This window comes from Pseudodesulfovibrio halophilus DSM 5663, from assembly GCF_059568665.1.
The window spans coordinates 96,043-114,068 of the sequence record NZ_JCANTV010000009.1 but is presented as its reverse complement, the minus strand read 5'-3'; the positions used below and the strand labels follow the sequence as shown (position 1 = coordinate 114,068).

Annotated in this window: 20 protein-coding genes; 5 read left to right on the top strand and 15 right to left on the bottom strand. The window is 61.0% G+C overall.

Features of this window, described 5'->3' with window-relative positions:
* Positions 1-135: 135 nt before the first annotated feature.
* Positions 136-345 carry a hypothetical protein gene (locus BR24_RS05270; RefSeq protein ID WP_496540463.1) on the bottom strand — a complete coding sequence of 70 codons (210 nt, stop codon included), beginning with the start codon at positions 343-345 and terminating at the stop codon, positions 136-138.
* A gap of 567 nt (positions 346-912) precedes the next feature.
* Here BR24_RS05270 and BR24_RS05265 point away from each other — a divergent pair.
* Positions 913-1,290, top strand: a complete 378-nt coding sequence (locus BR24_RS05265) for a pyridoxamine 5'-phosphate oxidase family protein (RefSeq protein WP_496540462.1) — start codon at positions 913-915, stop codon at positions 1,288-1,290.
* A 34-nt stretch (positions 1,291-1,324) separates the two neighbouring features.
* Here the strand turns inward: BR24_RS05265 and BR24_RS05260 are convergent, their stop codons facing one another.
* The gene (locus BR24_RS05260; RefSeq protein WP_496540461.1) at positions 1,325-1,783 is read right to left on the bottom strand and encodes an SRPBCC family protein; all 459 of its coding nucleotides are present in this window, start codon (positions 1,781-1,783) and stop codon (positions 1,325-1,327) included.
* A 381-nt stretch (positions 1,784-2,164) separates the two neighbouring features.
* Here BR24_RS05260 and BR24_RS05255 point away from each other — a divergent pair, with 381 nt between their 5' ends.
* The 3 genes from BR24_RS05255 (at position 2,165) to BR24_RS05245 (ending at position 4,905) form a co-directional block, all read left to right on the top strand.
* Positions 2,165-3,046, top strand: a complete 882-nt coding sequence (locus BR24_RS05255; RefSeq protein WP_496540460.1) for a prenyltransferase — start codon at positions 2,165-2,167, stop codon at positions 3,044-3,046.
* A 246-nt stretch (positions 3,047-3,292) separates the two neighbouring features.
* On the top strand, positions 3,293-3,595 hold the full coding sequence (locus BR24_RS05250) for a TIGR03905 family TSCPD domain-containing protein (protein ID WP_496540459.1): 303 nt from the start codon (positions 3,293-3,295) through the stop codon (positions 3,593-3,595).
* A gap of 443 nt (positions 3,596-4,038) precedes the next feature.
* Positions 4,039-4,905 carry a carbon-nitrogen hydrolase family protein gene (locus tag BR24_RS05245; RefSeq protein ID WP_496540458.1) on the top strand — a complete coding sequence of 289 codons (867 nt, stop codon included), beginning with the start codon at positions 4,039-4,041 and terminating at the stop codon, positions 4,903-4,905.
* Here the strand turns inward: BR24_RS05245 and BR24_RS05240 are convergent.
* The 13 genes from BR24_RS05240 to BR24_RS05180 form a co-directional block, all read right to left on the bottom strand.
* On the bottom strand, positions 4,902-6,137 hold the full coding sequence (locus BR24_RS05240) for a cation:proton antiporter (RefSeq protein WP_496540457.1): 1,236 nt from the start codon (positions 6,135-6,137) through the stop codon (positions 4,902-4,904). The genes BR24_RS05245 and BR24_RS05240 overlap by 4 nt on opposite strands.
* 79 nt (positions 6,138-6,216) lie before the next feature.
* A complete protein-coding gene (locus tag BR24_RS05235) occupies positions 6,217-6,735 on the bottom strand; it encodes a phosphate-starvation-inducible PsiE family protein (protein ID WP_496540456.1) in 519 nt (172 codons plus the stop codon).
* 192 nt (positions 6,736-6,927) lie between these two features.
* Positions 6,928-8,679 (bottom strand): methyl-accepting chemotaxis protein, encoded by a 1,752-nt coding sequence (locus BR24_RS05230; RefSeq protein WP_496540455.1) that lies wholly within the window; start codon positions 8,677-8,679, stop codon positions 6,928-6,930.
* 301 nt (positions 8,680-8,980) lie between these two features.
* On the bottom strand, positions 8,981-9,757 hold the full coding sequence (locus tag BR24_RS05225) for an ATP-binding protein (RefSeq protein WP_496540454.1): 777 nt from the start codon (positions 9,755-9,757) through the stop codon (positions 8,981-8,983).
* A 55-nt stretch (positions 9,758-9,812) separates the two neighbouring features.
* Positions 9,813-11,690, bottom strand: a complete 1,878-nt coding sequence (gene cooS, locus BR24_RS05220) for an anaerobic carbon-monoxide dehydrogenase catalytic subunit (protein WP_496540453.1) — start codon at positions 11,688-11,690, stop codon at positions 9,813-9,815.
* A gap of 138 nt (positions 11,691-11,828) precedes the next feature.
* A complete protein-coding gene (locus BR24_RS05215; protein WP_496540452.1) occupies positions 11,829-12,497 on the bottom strand; it encodes a Crp/Fnr family transcriptional regulator in 669 nt (222 codons plus the stop codon).
* Positions 12,498-12,587: 90 nt separating this feature from the next.
* Positions 12,588-12,887, bottom strand: coding sequence for an SHOCT domain-containing protein (locus BR24_RS05210; RefSeq protein ID WP_496540451.1), 300 nt, complete (start codon positions 12,885-12,887; stop codon positions 12,588-12,590).
* A gap of 105 nt (positions 12,888-12,992) precedes the next feature.
* Entirely contained in the window at positions 12,993-13,472 is a 480-nt protein-coding gene (locus BR24_RS05205) for a metallophosphoesterase family protein (protein ID WP_496540450.1), read from the bottom strand.
* A 2-nt stretch (positions 13,473-13,474) separates the two neighbouring features.
* On the bottom strand, positions 13,475-14,278 hold the full coding sequence (locus tag BR24_RS05200; protein ID WP_496540449.1) for an MlaA family lipoprotein: 804 nt from the start codon (positions 14,276-14,278) through the stop codon (positions 13,475-13,477).
* A gap of 2 nt (positions 14,279-14,280) precedes the next feature.
* Positions 14,281-14,910 carry an MlaC/ttg2D family ABC transporter substrate-binding protein gene (locus tag BR24_RS05195; RefSeq protein ID WP_496540448.1) on the bottom strand — a complete coding sequence of 210 codons (630 nt, stop codon included), beginning with the start codon at positions 14,908-14,910 and terminating at the stop codon, positions 14,281-14,283.
* Between the two features lie 2 nt (positions 14,911-14,912).
* Positions 14,913-15,356: an outer membrane lipid asymmetry maintenance protein MlaD gene (gene mlaD, locus BR24_RS05190; RefSeq protein ID WP_496540447.1), complete on the bottom strand. Its 444-nt coding sequence runs from the start codon at positions 15,354-15,356 to the stop codon at positions 14,913-14,915.
* 27 nt (positions 15,357-15,383) lie between these two features.
* On the bottom strand, positions 15,384-16,205 hold the full coding sequence (locus BR24_RS05185; protein ID WP_496540446.1) for an ABC transporter ATP-binding protein: 822 nt from the start codon (positions 16,203-16,205) through the stop codon (positions 15,384-15,386).
* A 13-nt stretch (positions 16,206-16,218) separates the two neighbouring features.
* A complete protein-coding gene (locus BR24_RS05180; RefSeq protein ID WP_496540445.1) occupies positions 16,219-17,025 on the bottom strand; it encodes an MlaE family ABC transporter permease in 807 nt (268 codons plus the stop codon).
* 240 nt (positions 17,026-17,265) lie between these two features.
* Here BR24_RS05180 and BR24_RS05175 point away from each other — a divergent pair, with 240 nt between their 5' ends.
* Positions 17,266-18,015: a substrate-binding periplasmic protein gene (locus BR24_RS05175; protein ID WP_496540444.1), complete on the top strand. Its 750-nt coding sequence runs from the start codon at positions 17,266-17,268 to the stop codon at positions 18,013-18,015.
* The last annotated feature ends 11 nt before the right edge of the window (positions 18,016-18,026 follow it).

The following is an 18,026-nucleotide window of genomic DNA, read 5'->3' as shown; positions in this document are numbered from 1 at the left end:
GCATCTCTAAAAATAGTAACTCTCCCAAATAGCCTTTTCCCTCTGGCACTTGAGCTACAGCCAATAGGTTGTGACACGTACGGTTCGCACATTATGCTTTGCTGCAAAGTATCCAGTGCCAACAGTAACCGCTTACTATGAATTCCCTTTTTCCTCTTTCACGATTTCAGCAAGCAGGACACGGGCTAGAGTTGAAGCAGACATCCCTCTGACCTGTGTCGATTTACTCCCGAATCCATATGAGACATAGATCATACCGTTATTAACGTAAAAGCTACCGGTATGCTTTTCTCCGTCAACTTCGACTGATACTTCGAATTGCTGGTTGGAAGGTTTAGCTGCCATTAGTCTCTCCTTTTATTTCTTTATGTATGAAGGACATCCAGCAAGCTCATACCACATTCAATATCAATCAGGAATTCACTGACCCTAATCAATAAAAAAAACAGAAGATGAGACACAAGCTCTTGAATCCCACTCAATCCTTACCCAACCGGTACAGGAGACATCCCTTGAAACTGGTACAGAGAGGTGGTACATTGGTCTCAAAGGGTCAAGGGCTAAGTGGTTGATGTTGTAGGGGATGTGATTTAGTGTTTTCAAATCTCTCCGCCCCGACCATATTTCGAAAGCGACTTCAGGTGGATACCTGAGGTCGCTTTTGTTTTTTGATCGGCACAGCCGGCGTTCGCATGTGTTGGTGTGCGACGCATGGAGCGTGCGGGGCAGCGGTGTCGGAGCGGTGCGCAGTTGAGGAACCTCATAATTTATCCGTGATGTTGAAATATGCCGTGCAAACGTGTAACGCTGAGATGAAAACTTTACTGGCATAAAACGGTGCGGCGGACCGTGCTGTTTTTCATCCACGAAGAATCATCGTGTATGGCGATAAACCATTGCAAAGGAGCTTCAATGTCGAGTCTCAAAGAGTATTTTGAAAGCAAGAAAGGATTCGGTGTCCTTTCTACCGCGGGAAGTGACGGAAGTGTCAACGCTGCCGTGTATTCTCGTCCTCACGTTATGGAAGACGGTTCTCTTGCTGTCGTAATGAATGATCGGTTGAGCCATAAAAATGTGCTGGAGACAAAGAAGGCGCACTTTCTTTTCCGGGAAAACACTGCCGGATACAAAGGGAAACGCATATCCATGACCATGATTCGTGAGGAAGAAGACACGGAACTGCTTTATGAGCTTTGCCGTCGATGCGAAATTGATGAAGAGGGGCCGACAAAACGCAGGTTCCTTGTCTTTTTCAGTGTCGACAAAGAACTTCCGCTGATCGGATCGTAGTTGACGAGTCTCCTCTTTCGCCGCAATGCCCCTGTCAGTTGTGGCGAAAGAGGGTCGCAATGGTTCGATGCCTGTAATCGAAGATGCTCTCCAGCCGCTTGCGGATCACCAGCGCGTTCAGCGCGTCTCCGGCAGGGCCGAAGCCGACCCGGTAGTTCACCTCGTCGGCCATGATGACAACGCCTTCGCGTTCGGTGAAATGATGCTGATGATGCCAGAAGGCGAACGGTCCAACCCGCTGTTCATCCACGAAGAAATGAGGCTCCCGGGCATGGGTTATCTCGGTGACCCATGACAGGGGAATCCCGAAGAGCGGCCTGACCGTGTAGGTGATGATCTGGCCGGCGTACATGGCACGTTCCGCGCCGCTGCGAACCTGGAACCCCATCCAGTCCGGCGTAATGCGCGCAAGGTTCCGCGGTGCTGAAAAGAATGACCACGCGTCTTTCAGCGAGATGGGCAGTCGCTGCTCCCGTTTCAGGGTGTGTATCAAGGGGATCTCCTTTTTTCGGCAAAAACCGTTTGGAAGGGGATGGCAACGGCTTTTCACGGAATCTTTCGTGAGTTCGCGAACCGGAAGTGGTATGCGTGGCGAGTGGTCACTCGAGACAACAGGTATTCCGCCTGGAATGAACGCCTAGCAAACGGGGATCGGGCGGCGCCCCTCAGCGCCTGACCGCGCGTATGTCCCGATGGAAGCGTATCACCGTGGAAGGGACGGAGACATGATTTGTTTCAGGGAGATGCATGATTCACGGCGGTTCCGCGAGATGTCTCGCCAGCCAGAGCGTGTTGCCGCCATGCGGTGTGGCCGCCTCATAAAGAGTCTGCCCACGACGGTGCACGGAACAGGCGCCAAACCGGAAAGGAATACATGATCGCTTGGATTAAGGCTCTTCGGCTGCCCTCGCAAAGCTACATTTTTCTCCCTCTCCTGCTGGGGCAGGCTCTGGCCTTGCATCAAGGGGCCGAACTCGGTGTTGCGGCTTTTGCGCTCGTGCATGGTTTCGGTCTGGCCATCCAGTTCTATATCGTTCTGGCCAATGACTACGCAGATCAGGAGACGGACCGGCATAACTGGACGTTCACGCCGTTCTCCGGTGGCTCCCGCGTGCTCGTTGACGGGGACCTGACTCCGAGGCAAGTCGGCCGGGGCGCCATCCTGACGGCTGCCTGCTCGTTGGTGGCGGCTGCGGTTCTCAACCTGCTGGTCGGCACCGTCTGGCCGGTCGTACTGGCTGTTTCCGGCGTGCTGCTCCTCTGGCTGTACAGCTATCCGCCAATGAGGGTTTCCTATTCAGGCGGCGGCGAGTTCCTCCAGATGTTCGGCGTGGGCGTGATCCTGCCCCTGTTCGGCTATGCGGCTCAGGCGCATGGGCTGGCCGGTTTTCCGTGGGCCGTGTTGCTGGTGGTGCTTCCTACGCAGCTGGGGTGTGCCATCGGCACGGCCATCCCCGACCAGCCGTCTGACGAGCTTGACGGCAAACGGACCGTGCCGGTGCTTGTCGGCGTTCGGAACGCGAAGGTCTGGGTCCTCGTCCTGCACCTGCTCTCGCTGACGGCATTGTTCGCCGGGCCATGGTCGCCGCACGTCCCTTCGACAGTGTTCATGACAGCCGGTTTGAGCATTGCCGTGCAGCTCGTATTCCTGCCCGCCTCGCCGGGAACGAAGGGCATGCTGGCCGGGACCTTCTGCAGTATTCTGACGACCCTCTGCCTGATGCTGGGGCTGACCATCGCCTACTGGCCGTCATGAGCGTCGAGTAACGGCAGCGTGCAAGCCGCTGTGGGGGGGCGGGTGATGGCTTCCACGAGCGTGTTCGGGTTTTCTCCAATGCAAATGGCCGGCTGGTAAGGTCCTGCCTCGCTGCCCCGGCAGAAGTGTCGGACGTTGGCGGCTTGACATGGGGCGGCTCATGCCTATTCTCGTTCCCCGCGGCAACGAGTCGCGATAGCAAGTATTCATCATTCACAACCCCTGTACCATAGTAAGGACCCGCTCATGGAACTGAACGATCTCATGCAATCCGTTGCGCCTGTCTCTCCTCAGGGAGCCGATGCCGAAGCCTTTGTGCCCACCGGGGTCTGCTCCAAGCTCATTCGTTTTCAGGTTGAGGAGGGGGTTTTGCGCAACGTGGAATTCACCGGCGGATGCAGCGGCAATCTGCAGGGCATCGGCCGGCTGGTGGAAGGGCTGCCGCTGGCGCAGGTTGCCGATCGACTGCGGGGTATTACCTGCGGCAAGCGCGACACCTCATGTCCAGACCAGCTGGCCCGCGCCATAGCGCCGTACCTCGAAGGCTAGCCCTTCGCGTTCGTCAGAAGGCCCCGGATGTCCGGGGCTTTTTGTCTTTCAGTGCCGGCGGCTGCTCCCGCGTCAAGGAGCCCTCGCAGCAGGGGGCTGACCGAGAGAAGGGGCGCAAGGACGGTAATCGGGTCCGGCTGGAAGCGGATTGTTTTTTCCGGCTCACCCAGAGGGCGAAGAGCCATACGCACAGAAATGTCGCGAGTAACCCGGCGAGTTCCAGTAGCCCCGGACTGCTGTTCCGCCGGAAAGAGTGGGAACCATGAAGGCGATGTTGAGCTTCTTCAGATGTCGCACGGTCCCATGATATCGCTTTGGGGGTGACAGTCGCAAAGCGATATTGCCCCGACTGTCCGGGACGGCGGGGCCGTACCTGTCGCCCCGCCTCGCCTGCGGCGGCGATCCGCCAGCCGTTTCAGCAAAAAACAAGCAAGGAGTCGAGCATGTCCGAAGCGCTTCATGTCGGATTGATACAGATGGCGATCAGTCGGGAGACCGATCGCAACGTGGACCTGTTTGAAGAGAAGGCCAGAGCCCTCTGCAACGACCCGAGACGGCCGCACCTTATTGTGGGCGTGGAGTTCGGCATTGCCCCGGAGACCGTGGAAAAGCCGGACGGATCGGCCATGCGGCGCCTTGGGCGTCTGGCCGCGGAACTGGGCGTCTGGCTGGTGCCGGGCAGCCTGAAGCTGGCCGAGCCAGGCGGAGGATTCAGCAACGCAGCGCCCGTGTTTGATCCGGCGGGCAACATCGCCGGTATCTACAGGAAGATGGTGCCCTGGGACACCGATCTGGAAAAAGGCACCATTGCGGGCAGCGACTACCACGTCTTCGACATAGCCGAGCCGGAAGTTCGTTTCGGGCTTCAGATATGCTTCGACGCGGATTTCCCCGAAATCAGCCGCACGCTGACCCTCATGGGCGCCGAGGTCCTGATCCAGCTCTCAATGGATCCGGACAGCATCCCGGCCAGCTATCAGCACATCAAGTACGCCCGGGCCATCGAGAATCAGGCGTACTACATCTACATGAACGGCGCGTGCGATTACGGTCATTACCATCTTGCCGGGGGATCGCTCGTGGTCTCTCCCGAAGGCGACTGCCTGTTTGAAGCGGGCGAGCGTCCTACCGCGACCATCGTCAGCCTTGATCTGGACCGGTTGCGGCACTGCCGCCGGGAGGGCAGCTGGGATCAGGTCGCCCAGTTGCAGGCGCTGTACGACTACGCCCCAGCGCAGCCGCTGGCCGGGCGTGAGCGGGAGGGCGAAGTCTTCGCGAGGCGACCGTTCTCCGGGGGAGGACGGGATTAGCCGCCGGACCCCTTGGGGTTGAAGCGTCCTCTGAGCATGAAGTGAATCACGACGGGGCTGAGGAGGCAGGTGGCGGCGCAGACGATGACCATGGCGCTGAAAGTCTCCTCTGTCACGGCCCAGTCGCCGAGGCGGGCGCCCTGTTCCATGACCACCATGGTGATCTCCGCGCGCGGCACCATGCTTGCGCCGAGGAGCGCGCCCGTCGGCAGGTCCCGAAGCGCCCAGGCCGGGAGCCCGGCCGTGAGGACCTTGAAGGCTACGGCGAAGGCGAGCAGCAGGAGGCCCGGCTCGACCGACGCTCCCAGAACCGCCGGGTTGATTTCCAGCCCGATGTTGATGAAGAAGAACGGGCTGAAAAACTCGTAAATCGGCACGAAGGGCGCTTCGTCCTTGACCGCTTCCGGGTCCCGGCTGAAGAGGAGTCCGGCAAAGAAGGCCCCGATGGCGAGGGAAAATCCGAGCAGTCCGGCCAGCGCGGCGATCATGAAGCCGAGGCCGGTGATGGAGAGCATGTACCCTTCATCGGGTTCGAACCGTCTGAGAAATTTCGAGATGGGCGGCTCGAGATACCTGCCGAAAAGGACGCAGAAGAGGACGAAGCCGCTGAACTTCAGGGCGAACCATGCAGCGGTGCTGCCTGCGTTCATGAGCACGTCCCCGTGCGCCGCGCCGTTGTGCAGGGCCGGGAGGACCGTGAAGAGCAGGGCCATGAGCACCACGGCGCAGATGTCGTCAAATTCCGCGAGGTCGAGCAGCAGGTTCCCCTGAGGGGTGTCCAGCGCGTCGGACTGCTTCCAGACCTGAACGGAGACGCCTACGCTCGTCGCGGTGAAAGCCACGGCAACCACCAGCGAGGGAATCCACGCAAGGTCGAGGAGATGGCGGGAGACGAGAAAGCCTCCTGCGGCACAACCCGCGATGTTCACGAACGATGTGATGCCCGCCGGCTTGAACTGTTCCATCAGGCCGGAGAGTTTCGACTCCAGCCCCACCCGGAACAGCAACGTCACCAGCCCGACCTTGCCCAGAAACGCGAAGAGCGCCTCATAGCCTTCCGGCAGAGGGCCGCCGTTGTCCTGTATCACCCGGAGCGCGAACCCGACCAGCAGATATCCCACAAGCGGCGGGACAAGCGTCCTGGACAGGGCGTGGCGCATGAACATGGTCAGTATGAGGATGGCCCCGGTGGCGAGGACCATGAGCGAAAGATTGTCCATCAGCTCGGTCATGTGAAGGGCTCCGCCGTTTGCAAGGCCGCTGGGCCGGTGGCGTCACTGTCTGCTGATGCTTCCGGTGGACCCTTGCGGCTCACTTCGAGTCCTTTCTCTTTCCGAAGGAGATGCCTTTGCCGTGGCCCACGAAGAGGTAGCAGACGCCGAGGGCCGCGAGAATGGCGCCGAGGGCCAGCACCTCCAGCGGTTCCAGCTGTTTGAAGTCCAGCACGATGACCTTTCGCGCGGCGGCCATGACGGCGGTGTCCAGCACCAGCCGCACGTGGATGATGTCGCTCTCCAGATACATGACGATGTTCGCGAATATCTCGATGGCGATGAGTACGGCCATGAATGCGCCGAAGGTCGCGAGGATGTCGTTGATGTTCAGCAGGAAGTACGGGGGGGTGGAGAGCTTGGTGTAAAGCACCCATAGCACGTCCAGAATGCCCCAGATGATTACGAAAACCATCAGGAAGGCGAGCGCCTTGACCGCGTAGCGGATGATCCGGTGCGCGAAGTCGATGTGCGGATCGTCGGACCCCAGCAGGTGGCAGTCCTGTTTCGCTACGGCCCTGGATTCGGCGTGTTCCTTGTCGCAGGAGGGTTCGTTCATGAGGGTGTCCTTCTCGGGTCTCGCTTACTGGCCGCATCACGCGGACGTTTCGGGATTTCCATGAAAATAGATCATGTTCGGCATCATTTATCAAGACGGAAGAACATCCCGGTCAGCTCGCCATGGGAATATGAAAAATCCCCCGCAGCGATCGCTGCGGGGGATTCGACCGTTCGTATCGGTGTCGGGGTATCAGCGGTGGTTATCGTCGAGTTTGCGCATGAGGCCGTTGAGCTCTTCGGCCAGCTCGGCGACGTTGCCGATGGACTCGACGGAGCGGTTGACGTTGTCGAAGGTCTCGCTGGCCACGCGGTTCACATCGGTGGTGTTGCGGGTGATCTCTTCGCTGGCGGCCGACTGTTGTTCCGCGGCCGTGGCGATGGATTGAATCCTGTCCGCAGTGTCGGTGACGATCCGGACGATCTGGTCGAGGGACTCGCCTGCCTCGGCGGTCAGGCCGGTGCTCTTCGAAACGGCCTGCGCCACCTTGTCGATGGCGACCATGTTGGAGCTCGCCCCTGTCTGGATGCCGGTGACGGAGTCGCCGACCTCCTTGGTGGCCTGCATGGTTTTCTCCGCCAGCTTGCGGACTTCGTCGGCGACCACGGCAAACCCTCGGCCAGCGTCACCTGCGCGCGCGGCCTCGATGGCGGCGTTCAGGGCCAGCAGGTTGGTCTGGTCCGCGATGTCCGTGATGACGCTCATGATCTGGCCGATCTCGTCCACGCGGCGCCCGAGGTCGTCAAAGGCCGTCTTCATGGAATCCACCTGCGTGCTGACCTCTGCGGTGGCTTCCACCACCTGATGCACGATTCTGGAGCCTTCCTGTGCTCTGGAGCGTGCGGAGTCCGCCTCCTCCACCGCGTTGGTGGCGTTGCTCGCGACCTCGGAGACCGTGGCGTTCATCTCTTCCATGGCGCTGGCGGTCTCCTGAACCCTGTCGCGCTGGAGGCTGGCGCCGGAGCTGATGTCCCTGACCTGACCGGAAAGGTTGCCGGACTCCGTGTGAAGCTGCTCGGCGATTCCGGTAGCCTTGGCCGCCACTTCGGTCATCTCGGTCATCAGAGCGGTCACGCGGGCGCTCTCGCCGTCGGCCTGTTCCCGCGCCCGATGAGCGCTTTCGGCCTGCTCTCTTGCGCGCTCGGTCTGCTCCCGGGCATCCGCCATGCTGACCTTGAGGTTGCCTGCCATCTCCTGAAGCGCTTCGACCATGACCCGAATCTCGCCGTGAAAAGTGTCGGCCTTCACCGTGGCGTCATAGTCGCCCGAGGCGAGGCGGCGCGTGAAGTCCGTGGCTTCGCCGAGGGGCTTGAGGATGGCCCTGAGCAGGAGCACGCTCAGGAGGAGCATGATGGCTGCCACGCATGCGGCAACGATGATGACGGTCCAGCGGGCGGTGGACAGTTCGGCCTGAAAGGACTCGACACAGTGCTCGTACTGGGCATCCTTCTGCTTCACCAGCGTGCCGAAATACTTGCGGGACTTCTGGGCCAGCGGCGTGGCGGAGCGCCCGTAGTCCGGATACCGCGTGTAGCGTTCGGACTTGGGCAGCTCGCGCAGGGCGCGTGCGAAGCGGCGTCCGTCCTCCACGAATCCGAGGGCCGCGGTGCGTGCCTTGTCGATGAGCCGCTCTTCTTCCCGATTGATTGCAGACTTTTCCAAGGTGTCGAAATTCTTTTCGATTCGTTCAATTCGCGCGTCGAGCTTGCCCAGATCCTTGTCAATGTCGCTGCCCAGCATGATGTTGCGGGTCAGGCGGCTGACGTAGTTGATGTCTCGCGTGATGGCCAGCGAGGCCACCTGTCCGTCCAGAGCTTCACGCTTCATGCTCTTGAAGCGGCCTTCGATCTCCACGAGCGTCGCGGAGGAGAGGGTCAGTATCCCGATGATGGACAGAATACAGAAGCCGATGACCCCCGCAAGTTTGCATTTGAGTGTTTTCATTGATGCGAACACGATAGGATTTCCCCCTTACATGGTCCCTCACCCGGTATCCGGCCGGTTGCTGGTGTTTGAAACAGCCCCGGGCCAAGCAAGAAAGGTTCCACGGCGGCAGGGAGTATCCTGCCGTTGGAGTGGGCTGTATTGATTGTATGTTTTCCGACTGGTCAGCGAGGAGGCTTGTGAAGTGGCGCGCGGGGTGACAACCTTGGTTTGCGCACTGTGCTGTCTGGTTTGCAGGGCAAAACGCAAAAAGCCGACCCGAAAGTTTCGGATCGGCTCATTGCGTACAGTGAAAGGAGGGCTAGAAGCCGAGCGAGGCCAGCAGGGAGCGGAGCGTCTGTTCTATCTGCGGTGTTTCCGGGATGCCGAGCACATTGCCGCTGGTCATCTGCCGCTGTGCGAGGCCGTCAAGTGGCGGGAGGGTGACACGTGCGGCGGGCAGGGCTGGCAGTTCGGGCGGCTCGCCGCCGGTGTAGCGGTTCACGGCCAGCACCTGATTGGTCAGGCCGAGGTCCGAGGCCATGCGGCTGACATCGGAAGCCACCCGGAAGCTGCGGAAGCTCGGTTCGCTGACAACAACGAGGCCGTCCACATGCGTGACCGTTCCGCGTCCGAGGTGCTCCACGCCCGCTTCAAGGTCTACCAGCACGCAATCGTCGCTGTCCATGACGAGGCTTGCGAGGAGGGCCTTGAGCAGGGCGTTGGCGTCGCAGGCGCAGCCGCCGCCGGCGTTGGTGAGCGCCCCCATGACCAGCAGGCGCTTGCGTCCCGGTGCGATGCCGGGTTCGGTGGCGCCGCACAGCGGGACGTCCACGGCAAGGGTTTCCGGCAGGTCGCCGACGTCGGGATTCAGGTTGAGGAAGCCGCCTTCGTGGATGCGCTCCCTGACCAAATCCTGACGGGCGATGATGGGTTCGGGCAGGGCGGACTCGTCGAGCCCGGATGCCTGCCCGAGGGACAGGGCCGTGTCCGCGTCGATCATCCAGACGTTTCTTCCCTGTCGGGCCAGCAGGTCGGCCATCCAGGCGGTGAGCGAGGTCTTTCCCACGCCGCCTTTTCCTGCGAAAGCGAGCTTCATTCCGGGTGCTCCGATGGTGAAAACGGGGGCGGGAAAACCCGCCCCCATTGGCGTTCTATTCGCTCAGCCCGAGGGCCTTGCGCTTGCTCCTGATGCGCTCGTCGAACAGCTCCGCGGTCTTGACCGGGTCCGGCTCGATGACGAACGAGGCGCCCACCAGATCTTCGAGGCCCGAGGTGGCGATGTTGGTCACGGTCTCGGAGCCGAGGATGTTCGGCGGATGGCCCAGATGGGTGTATATGCCGCTTGCCACGGCGTACAGGCCGATTGCGGCGGCCTTTTCCGAATACCATTCGGGCGAGGACGCGCCCACGGGCAGATCGCTGATGTCCACGCCGATCTCGTTGGCGAGCGCGGCGCACAGCTGCAGGATGCGGGAGTTGTCCACGCAGGAGCCGTAGTGCAGGACCGGCGGAATGCCCAGCGAGCCGCAGACCTTCTTGAGGCCGGGGCCGGCCATCTCGATGGCCTCGGGCACCAGCAGTCCGGCCTTGCCTGCCGCGGTGGTCACGCAGCCGGTTGCCAATACGAGGATGTCCTTCTTGATGAGTTCCTTGGCGAGGCCCACGTTCATGGAGTCCTGCTGGAACTTGGGGTTGTTGCAGCCCACGATGCCGACGGCGCCGCGGATGTCGCCCGCCTTGATGGCGTCCACCAGCGGGGTCAGGCTGCCGCCGAGGGCGCCGATGACCGCCTCGTTGGAGAAGCCGGTCATGAGCTTCACGGGCTCGCAGGGGATGTCCACGCGGGAGGCGTCGCGTTCAGCGTAGGCCTTGATGGCCAGCCGGACGATGTCGCGCGCCTGTTCCATGGCGTTATGCGGGTGAATGTCGTAATGGATGGCGCCGGTGAAGCGCGCCTTCTGGGCGGTGTCGATGAAGCGCGTGTGGTAGCAGCCCGCGATCTGCACGAGGCTGGGCATGATGCACTGGTAATCCACCACCACGGCTTCCACCGCGCCGGTCAGCAGGGCCAGCTCGGTCATGAGGTGGTTGCCCGCCATGGGGATTCCCTGACGCATGAGCAGTTCGTTGCCGGTACAGCAGAGCCCCGCCACGTTGATTCCCTTGGCGCCGAGTGCTTCGGCCTCCTTGACCAGCTCGGGTTCGCGCGCGGCGGCGAGGATCATTTCCGAGACCACCGGGTTGTGGCCGTGCACCAGCAGGTTGACCTTGTCCTCCTTGATGACGCCGAGGTTGGCCTCGGACATGGAGGGCGTGGGCGTTCCGAAGATCACGTCGGAAAGCTCGGTGCCGATCATGGACCCGGCCCAGCCGTCGGAGAGCGAGGTGCGGGCGGCGTGGACCATGGTGTTGGGCGCGTCGTTGTCGCAGCCCATGTGCGTGCGGTGCATCATCTCGGCGATTTCGCGGTCAACGCCGCGCGGAGTCATGCCGAGCTTGTCCCATATCTGGCGGCGCTTTTCAGGCACGCGGCTCAGGAAGGCCACCTGCTTTTTCCGGCTGCCGAAGTCGCTGAAGAAGACCTCGACCGCGTCCCGGGCGACGTCCATGATCTCGCGGCCTTCGGTCTCCACACCGACTTCCGCGGCAATGGCCCGCAGCTTGTTTTCATCCGAGATGGAGTAATCCTTGGTGTCACCTTCCACGATGGCTTCGAGCACTTCGATGAGGTCGCGGCCGTGGTCGGAGTGACCGGCCGAGCCGCCGGCGATGAAGCGGCCGAAGTTGCGCGCGACGATGACGTCGGCGTCCGCGCCGCACACGCCGCGCGGTGCCTTGGGGGTGACCTTGCACGGCCCCATGGTACAGATTCGGCAGCTGACGCCGAGTTCGCAGAATTTACAGTGGGGGGTCTGTTGCTGGAGCCGCTCGTGAACCGTCTCGATTCCTTCGGCTCGGGCCTTTTTCATCATGGCCTGCGCATCTTCCCAGATGGACAGTTCTTCTACCGGACGAGGTTCCTTTGCCATACCTCTTACCTCCCGATGGGTTGGGCGTTGTGTCATCTACGGCGTGAGGCTGAGAGCCTCGGTGCTCACTATAGACAATTCCGGCACAAGTTTTTGTCGGGTATCCGACATTGCGGGTATAAAATCCGAGAAACCGCTTCATTCAAGTCCATGGGAGCCTGGTTCGACTCTGGCGCGCAGGGCCTGCGGGTCCGGCAGCAGCCATTTCGAACGCCCTTTCTTGCGGATGAGGCCGTCGCGGACGAGGTTGTTGATGAGGGTGGAGACCGTCTGGCGGGTGGCTCCGAGGAGTTGGGAAAGCTGCTCCACGGTCAGGCCGGTCTCGATCTCGACGGTACCGTCTTCGTGCGTCGTGCCTTCCTCGGCCTCCTTGAGCAGGAAGTTCACCAGCCGGGTGTTGATGTCGCGAAACACGAGGCCGTCAATAACCGAGAACGAGTTCTTCAGGATGTGACCCAGAACGCGAACCATGGTGCGGTTGAACAGGGGAATCTGCGCCATGCAGTTCTTGACCGAGTTCACGTCCGTGGTCAGCAGCGCGGTGTCTTCCAGAGCCTGCACGTAACAGTCGGCGTGGGTGGAGTACAGGTCGCCGGGGTTCAGGATGCCGAGGGTGAACTCCTTGTCCTCGTAGCCAAGGTAGATGCGAACCCGTCCCGAGGAGATGATGAAGACCAGATCCTCTTCTTCGTCGGGACGAAAGATGATGCTGCCCTTCCTGACCGATCGTTCACGGAAGTTCCGGCGCAGGTCTTCCAGTTCGGGGCGACGCAGTTCGTCGAGGAGGTTGATGCCGGAGAATTTCATGCTGCTGACTCCTTCATGACAGGGCCGAGAAAGATATCACGGCCTCATGAAACTGTCCACGAAGCGGCGCGTGCGTATGCCCCGACCGGATCACTCCTCCAACTTGCTCTTGATTCTCTCGAACTCCTCGTGGTCGATCTCGCCTCTGGCGTACCGTTCCTTGAGAATGTCCAGCGAGGTTTTCTCCTGGGTATTTCTCCCTGCAGAGCCGCGCATCATCAACACAATGATGAATCCGATGGCGGCAATGAGGACTATCATGCCGAAACCGCCGAAAGGCATCCCGCCCATGTGTCCGGAGTAGCCGCCGGGCGAGCCGGGGCCGTGTCCCGTGCAGCCCGAGGTGAGCATGGCCGCGAAAGCGGCGGTGATAAGGGGTGTGCGCGTCATTTTTCCTCCTTTTCCTGCAAGTGTAACACTTCGCAAGGGTTGCAACAATGCTCGCGTGCGGTGACGCGGCATTTGCGGAGGCGGTGGGGTGTGAGTGTCGGTGCCTTACCGGACGCTGACGAACCGGCAGTCCATGGTGCCGTCGTCGGCCACGGTGATGTGCGCGAGGGAACCGGATTCCCCGAGACTGCCGGGATTGCAGAGGCGCAGGCCGCCCCGCACGGACCAGTCCCGAGCGTGAGTGTGGCCGTAGCAGACGAGGTCACAGTCGGCTGAGAAGGCTTCGGCGACTTTTTCCGGCACCTGCGGGCGTGGACCCCAGCCGTGCGTCATGCCCACGGTGAGCCCGCCGACATTGACGGTCTGCAGGGGCTGAAGCTGGTCCACGAGAGTCGGGTCCCAGTCGCAGTTGCCGCGAACACAGTGAAACTGCGGGTGCTGGAGGAAGTAGGACCAGACCGAGGGGCTGGTGATATCGCCGCAATGAAGAAGCGCGTCGGCCGGTTCCAGCCAACGCGCGTACACTTCATCCAGCCAGGCCGGAGGCGAGCCCATGTGCGTGTCGGAAATGACGGCTATGAGCATCGCTATTCGGCGATTTCCTTGGCGCGCATACGCAGGTAGGCATCCTTGAACGCCTGATAGGGATCGATGGCGCCCTGCTTGAGCGTGTCGTACTGATCGAGATTGAGCGAAAGATAGTTGACGCGGCCGAACGCGAAGTAGCCCACGGCCTGCCAGAAGCTCAGCACGTAGGTGTCCACGGAGACGAAGTAGTCCCCGGCGAAACCGGCGGTGTCGCGCACGGTGCTGGGACCCATGACGGGCCATACAAGATAGGGACCGTTGTCGAAGCCCCAATGGCCAAGGGTCTGGCCGAAGTCTTCCTTTCCGTCGGGGATCTCCGGGCGCGCCTTCTTGTGCGCCGAAGCGGGATCGCCCAGCCCGCCGAGGCCGAAGACGGTGTTGACCATGAACCGCGACATGTTCAGTCCGGCACCCTGAAACTTGCCCTGCAGCAGGCAGTTCACGAAGCGGACCGGGAAGAGCAGGTTGCGGAAGAAATTGCGGAAGTTCACGCGCAGCTTTTCAGGCACCACGTACCCGTAGCCCTTGGCGATGGGCTTGAAGAGGCCGTAGTAGAGGCTGTCGTTGAACTGGAACCAGAAGCGGTTCCAGCCCTCGAACGGGTCTGAGGCCAGCTCGCTTGCATCGGGCTGCTGCGCGCTGGGGGTTGCGTCCCCTTCGACAAGGTTGCCGGAGTCGTCCCAGACGTCTTCGTTGAAATTGTACTGGGCAAGCTGATCCGATGGGCAGGTAGGCCCGGAAGCGAGAGCCGTTGAGGCGGCGAAAAGAACGATGGCGAATGCCAGAATGATTTTCAGGCGCATGGCTAGTTTCCGTTTTCGGCTCGTTGAGCGGCTTCAAGTTCCTCGGCTTTCTGCCGGAGCTTGTCGATCAGGGTCTTCGCGTCGCCGTCATGCAGGATTTCGGCGAACTGGGTGCGATAGTTCTTCACCAGGCTGATGCCTTCGGCGATGATGTCGTAAACCATCCACACGCCGTCAATTTTCACCAGTCTGTAGTTTACGGAGATTTTCTGGTCCTTGTCAATGACCTCGGTCAGCACCATGGCCTTGTCTCCGCGAACCATTTCCTTGGTGTAGTTGATCTTCTGACCGGAGTAGCCTTCGAGCTTGGGAAGGTAGTTGAGTTCGAGCACCTTCCGAAAGACCCCGGTCAGCTCCTCGCGCGTGTCCTCGTCCATCTTCAGCCACGGACGGCCCACGGCCATCATGGCGAGGTACTTGTAATCAAAGTACTTGTCGGAAAGTTTGGAGATGTCCTCAAGGGCGGCAGCGCGCTTGTCGTTGTTCTGCAGGCGACCGTCCTTGAGCAGCTCGACGATCTCGCCGACGCCTTCCTCGACGCGTTTCTGCGGCGACTCGGCAGCAAGGGCCGAAGCTGCGAACCCCAACAGGGCGATGGTCGTTACAATGGTGCAAAGAATGGTTTTGCGCATGTCTATACCTTCCCGAATGCGAATTTGCTGATGAGGTCTTCAAGGTCGATGGCCGGTTCGGTGTCGAACAGGAAGCCGCCCGGTTCGATCGGGCCGCCAAGGCCCGGCGTGATCTTTATGTACTTGTCCCCGATGAGACCGCTGGTCTTCACCGAGGCGATGGAGTCGTCGGTGACGTCGACGTCCTCGTGGATTTTCATGTCCACGTCAGCCACGCCGTCCTTCTGGTTGAGGGTGATGGCGCTGACGTAACCAATCTTGACGCCGTACATTTGCACGGGGGCGTTGTTCTTGAGCCCGGAGACGTCGGTGAAGCTGGCTTTCAGGGTCCAGTGGCTGTCGCTGAAGATGCCCACGTTGCCGAGTTTCACGCTCATGTAGACCATGGCGAGAAGCCCGACAAAGACGAAAATGCCGACGGCCGTTTCCTTGCTGTATTTCTTCATGTTGCTCATCCTCTCGGAACCTGTCCTTTAGTCCAGCAGCCTGCTGCAGTCGATCTTGAGTTTGGAGGAATCCAGCGCCGGCATGGTCAGTCGAGGGGTGCTGCGCTCTGCGGGAAGCCTGTCGAGGAATCGCCTGAGGTACTGATCCTCGGTGGCGTCCAGCTCCTCCACGGAGCCCTGAAACAGGCACCGCCCGTCGCCCAGCAGCACCACGTGGTCCGCAATGGCCCGCATGCTTGCCAGGTCGTGGCTGACCACGATCATGGTCATGTCGAAGTGCGCCATCATCTCCAGGAGCAGTTGGTCCAGCTCGGCGGAAAGAATGGGGTCCAGCCCGGAGGTGGGCTCGTCGCAGAACAACACCTGCGGATCCATGACCAGCGCCCGCGCGAGCCCTGCGCGTTTGCGCATGCCGCCGGAAAGTTCCGTGGGGTATTTGTCGTCGGTCCCCTCCAGTCCCACGAGCTGGAGCTTGTTGCGCACGATCTCGAGTATTTCCGCTTCGGTCAGCTTGGTGTGCTCGCGAAGAGGCAGGGCGAGGTTGTCCGCAATGGTCAGGGAGCCAAGCAGGGCGCCGTCCTGAAACAGCACGCCCATGCGCTGCTTGAAGCAGCGGGCCGCCTTGCCGGAGAGGGAATGCACCTCGTGCTCACCCACGAAGACGCGGCCTTCAATGGGGTCGTGCAGCCGCAGGATGTGCTTCACGAGGGTGGACTTGCCGCACCCGGAGCCGCCCACGACCACCGTCACCCTGCCAGCCGGCATCTCCAGATCGAGCTGCGAGGCCACGGGGGTTCCCCCGTAGCCGATGCTCAGATGTTCCGTGCGTATTCCCGGTGCTTTCGTCATGCCGTCATCCCTCCTACCACAGTATCGAGGTGAGAATGTAGTCGGAGGCGAGGGTAACGACACAGGCCTTGACCACCGCCGAGGTGGTGGACTGGCTGACGCCCTCGGGCCCCACATGCCCTTTGCGGGTGTGGGTGAAATATCCTTCGAAACAGCAGATGGTGCAGACGATGCAGGCGAAGACGAGAGACTTGATGAGTCCGCCTTCGATGTCGCTCCAGCTGAGCGATTCCTGCACGCGCGCCCAGTAGACCCCTTCGTTAGCCCCGAGCAGCTTGACGCCGGTGAGCCAGCCGCCGGTGATGGCGATGAGATTGAAGAAGGTGGTCAGGATGGGGAAGCTGATGATGCAGGCCGCCATCTTGGGCGCCACGAGGTAGCGCATGGGGTTGATGTCCATGATGGTCAGCGCGTCGATCTGTTCGGAGATGCGCATGACGCCTATCTCGGCGGTCATGGCCGAGCCGGCGCGTCCGGTGAGCATGATGGCCGTCAGCACGGGCGCGAGCTCGCGCACCATGGAGAGCCCGACCCCGGCACCGAGGAAGCCGTCGGCGCCGAAAATGGACAGCGCGAAATACAGCTGCATGCCCATGACCATGCCCGCGAAACCGCCGATGAGGGCGATGACGCTGATGGATTGCACGCCGATGAAGTATATCTGACGGATGATCTTGGCGAACTGCCCCCATCCGGCGAAGACAAGACGCAGGGAATCGAGGAAGAAAATGGCCAGCGCGCCCAATTCCCCCACAAACCCCAGGAACGCCGCGCCCAGCGTGGCGAACGGGGAGGTAGTTCCCCTCACAGCTTGTGACATTTCTTTCCCCGATGACGGAAATCTTTGGACGCCGCCAGTCCCCAACAGCGCGCCCAAGCCTTGTCCGTCTGCTTAGCTTAGCGACTATTACAGAATTCAATGGGAGTTCGCAAGCGCGGTATTGAAACCATGATTATCCCGGCGCCGCGCATTGGAAATAATGTTCAACATATACAAATTGGGGATATGGTCGAAGGAAATGAGGCACATGCGGTGTGAGCTCGAAGAGGGAGGTGGAGCGTGCGAAAATGGTTTGCCGTACTGATGCTGATTCTGGTCGCCGCGCCCGCCGGTGCCGTCGAAGGGAAGGGGCTTGTTTTCCTCACGCAGGACTTCCCGCCCTTCACGTATTTGGTCGACGGCGTGCCTTCCGGGCCGGGCGTGGAGATGGTGGAGACGGTCTGTGCGGAGCAGGGACTGGACTGCGATGTGCAGATTCTTCCGTGGCCGCGGGCGCAGATGCTCCTGAAGCAGGGGCGGGCGGACGCGCTGTTTCTGATCGGCAAAACGGTTGAACGGGCCGTGTGGCTGCGTTTTTCCAGACGAGTGGTCCGCACCGAGTACGGCTTTTTCGTCCGCACGGACAAATCGACTCCTCTGCGGGAGCGGGGAATGCAGGCGCTGCGGGAGAAGATGGTGGGCGTGTATGGTCCCTCCAAGACCTCTGCAACGCTGGAGGCGCTCAGGGGCGAGATGAACGGGGACTTTTTCATAGATATGACCCCGGATGACGAGGAGGCGTTCAAGAAGCTCGCCTGGGGCAGAGTCGATGCGGTCTTCTCCAACCGCGCGGTCGGGATGGCCCTCATGGCCAAGCTGCATCTGGGCAATCTGGAGTATGCCGGCAAACACACGGACGTGGATTACTACATCGGCTACACCCGCAACCCCGAAAAGGCCGCCGAGGTGGATCGGTTCGACGCGGCGCTCGGGGCCATGGTCGAAAGCGGTCGGATCGAAGCGATTCTCGGGCGGTTTTTTCTGGAATAGGAACGTCTGCG